Origin of the sequence: Streptococcus suis (assembly GCF_017601095.1) — a bacterium.
Taxonomy (GTDB): Bacteria; Bacillota; Bacilli; order Lactobacillales; family Streptococcaceae; genus Streptococcus; species Streptococcus suis_Z.
On record NZ_JAGFUX010000029.1, the window covers coordinates 1 to 2368 of the forward strand.

Here is a 2368-nt window from a genome sequence, read left to right on the forward strand (position 1 = left end):
TGCATCACTCGCTTAATGTAGAACATTAGGGGAGGTTTATTTTTAATGATATCGGGAAGTAGCTCAGCTTGGTAGAGTACTTGGTTTGGGACCAAGGTGTCGCAGGTTCGAATCCTGTCTTCCCGATGGAAGCAACTCTGAGTTGCTTTTTTTGTTTTCAGGAGGCTGGTCCTTCTTTTTTCATTTTATTTGATATAATAGTGTTATGATAAGTTTGAATGATAGTCTTTTGGTCTTGCCTGGTGTTGGACCAAAGGCAGTTGAGAAATTTCAGAAGCTAGATTTGTATACGGTGGAAGACCTCGTTGTTTATTATCCATTTCGGTACGAAGATTTTGCTTCTAAGTCTGTTCTGGATTTGGTAGATGGTGAAAAGGCAGTTATTGTTGGAACTGTTTCGACCCCTGCTAATGTACAGTATTATGGTTTTAAGCGTAATCGTTTGCGTTTTTCCATTAAGCAGGGTGAGGCTATTGTTGTGGTTTCTTTTTTTAATCAGCCATATTTGGCAGATAAAGTTGAGGTTGGACAGGAAATTGCTATTTGGGGAAAATGGGATAAGGCGAAAGCTAGTTTGACTGGGATGAAAATTGTTGCCCAATCTTCGGAGGATTTACAACCGATTTACCATGTGGCACAAGGGATATCTCAGGCTAATCTTGTGAAATTAGTCCAAGCCGCGGTCGATAGGGGGTATTTTGATTTAATTGAGGAAAATTTACCTGTTATCTTGTTGGAGAAATATCGTTTGCTGCCTCGGAAACAGGCAGCCTTTGCCATGCATTTTCCTAGAGATTTGGATGAATTTAAACAGGCTTTAAGGCGAGTAAAGTTTGAGGAATTGTTTAATTTTCAGTTGAACTTGCAGGTTCTCAAGGCTGAAAATAAGGCGGAATCCAATGGACTGGCCATTCCCTACCAAAGAAGTTTAGTAGAGGAAAAAATTGCTGGTCTCCCTTTCGCATTGACGGAGGCTCAGCAAGCTGCTTTGGATGAAATCTTGTGCGATATGGCCTCTGGCGGTCACATGAATCGTCTGTTACAGGGAGATGTGGGTGCAGGGAAGACGGTTGTAGCTGGTTTGGCTATGTATGCCGCCAATACGGCTGGTATGCAGTCGGCTATCATGGTTCCTACGGAGATCCTGGCAGAACAACACTTCGAGAGTTTACGTCAGCTTTTTCCAGAATTATCCATCGCCTTACTGACGGGAGGTATGAAGGCGGCTCCGCGTCGGACGGCTTTGGTGGCTATTGAGTCAGGAGAGGTCGATATGATCGTGGGGACGCATGCCTTAATCCAGGAAGGTGTGACTTATCATAAGCTAGGATTAGTGGTGACAGACGAGCAGCATCGCTTTGGTGTTAAGCAACGGCGACTTTTGAGGGAGAAGGGGGCCAATCCTGATGTCTTGATGATGACGGCAACCCCTATTCCGCGGACCTTGGCTATCACGGCCTTTGGGGAAATGGATGTGTCCATTATCAATCAGTTGCCTGCTGGACGGAAACCGATTATTACGCGATGGGTCAAACATGAGCAATTGCCGGTCGTTTTAGAATGGTTAGATAAGGAATTGGCCAAAGGTGCTCAGGTCTATGTGATTTCACCTTTGATTGAGGAATCCGAGGCCTTAGATTTGAAAAATGCGGTCGATTTGAAGGAAGAGTTGGTTGCCTACTTTGGTGAGAGAGCCTGCGTTTCCCTCTTGCATGGTCGAATGAAGAATGATGAAAAAGAGACCATTATGCAGGAGTTCAAGGCTGGTAAGACGGATATCTTGGTTTCTACTACAGTGATTGAAGTGGGGGTCAATGTTCCTAATGCAACGGTCATGATCATCATGGATGCGGATCGGTTTGGGCTTAGTCAGCTGCACCAGCTTCGCGGTCGTGTTGGGCGTGGCAGTAAGCAGTCTTATGCGGTTTTGGTTGCCAATCCCAAGACGGATTCTGGGAAGGACCGGATGAAGATTATGACGGAGACGACGGACGGTTTTGTGCTGGCTGAGGAGGATCTGAAAATGCGAGGAGCAGGTGAAATTTTTGGGACCCGCCAATCAGGTTTGCCAGAGTTCCAAGTGGCTAATATTGTGGAAGATTATGCTATTTTGGAAGAAGCAAGGCGGGTTGCCAGTCAGATTGTTACGGACCAGGATTGGAAAACTAAGCCTGAGTGGGCTATTTTAGTCAAGCATTTGCGTGAGAAAGAGAATTTGGATTAAGAAAAAGCTGGTCGTGATTGAACTGACCCCAAAAAATTGGACAAATAATTATTGAAAGGATTTAGTTCTGTATTGGACAGGACTAAGTCCTTTTAATTTTGCTTTTATTCGTTTGTTGTTGTAGTAAAAAATATAATCTGTAAT

General features: G+C 44.3%; 2 protein-coding genes and 1 tRNA gene. 2 read left to right on the forward strand and 1 reads right to left on the reverse strand.

Annotated elements, in window-relative coordinates; all coding sequences use genetic code 11:
* Window positions 1-52: 52 nt before the first annotated feature.
* Both J5566_RS10355 and recG read left to right on the forward strand, forming a co-directional pair.
* Window positions 53-126: transfer RNA gene (locus J5566_RS10355), tRNA-Pro, on the forward strand.
* 82 nt (window positions 127-208) lie between these two features.
* Window positions 209-2224 carry an ATP-dependent DNA helicase RecG gene (gene recG, locus J5566_RS10360; RefSeq protein ID WP_208563178.1) on the forward strand — a complete coding sequence of 672 codons (2016 nt, stop codon included), beginning with the start codon at window positions 209-211 and terminating at the stop codon, window positions 2222-2224.
* Between the two features lie 48 nt (window positions 2225-2272).
* Here the strand turns inward: recG and J5566_RS10365 are convergent.
* Window positions 2273-2368 (reverse strand): IS3 family transposase (locus tag J5566_RS10365; RefSeq protein ID WP_136117368.1); only part of this gene is annotated, 96 nt, incomplete at its 5' end.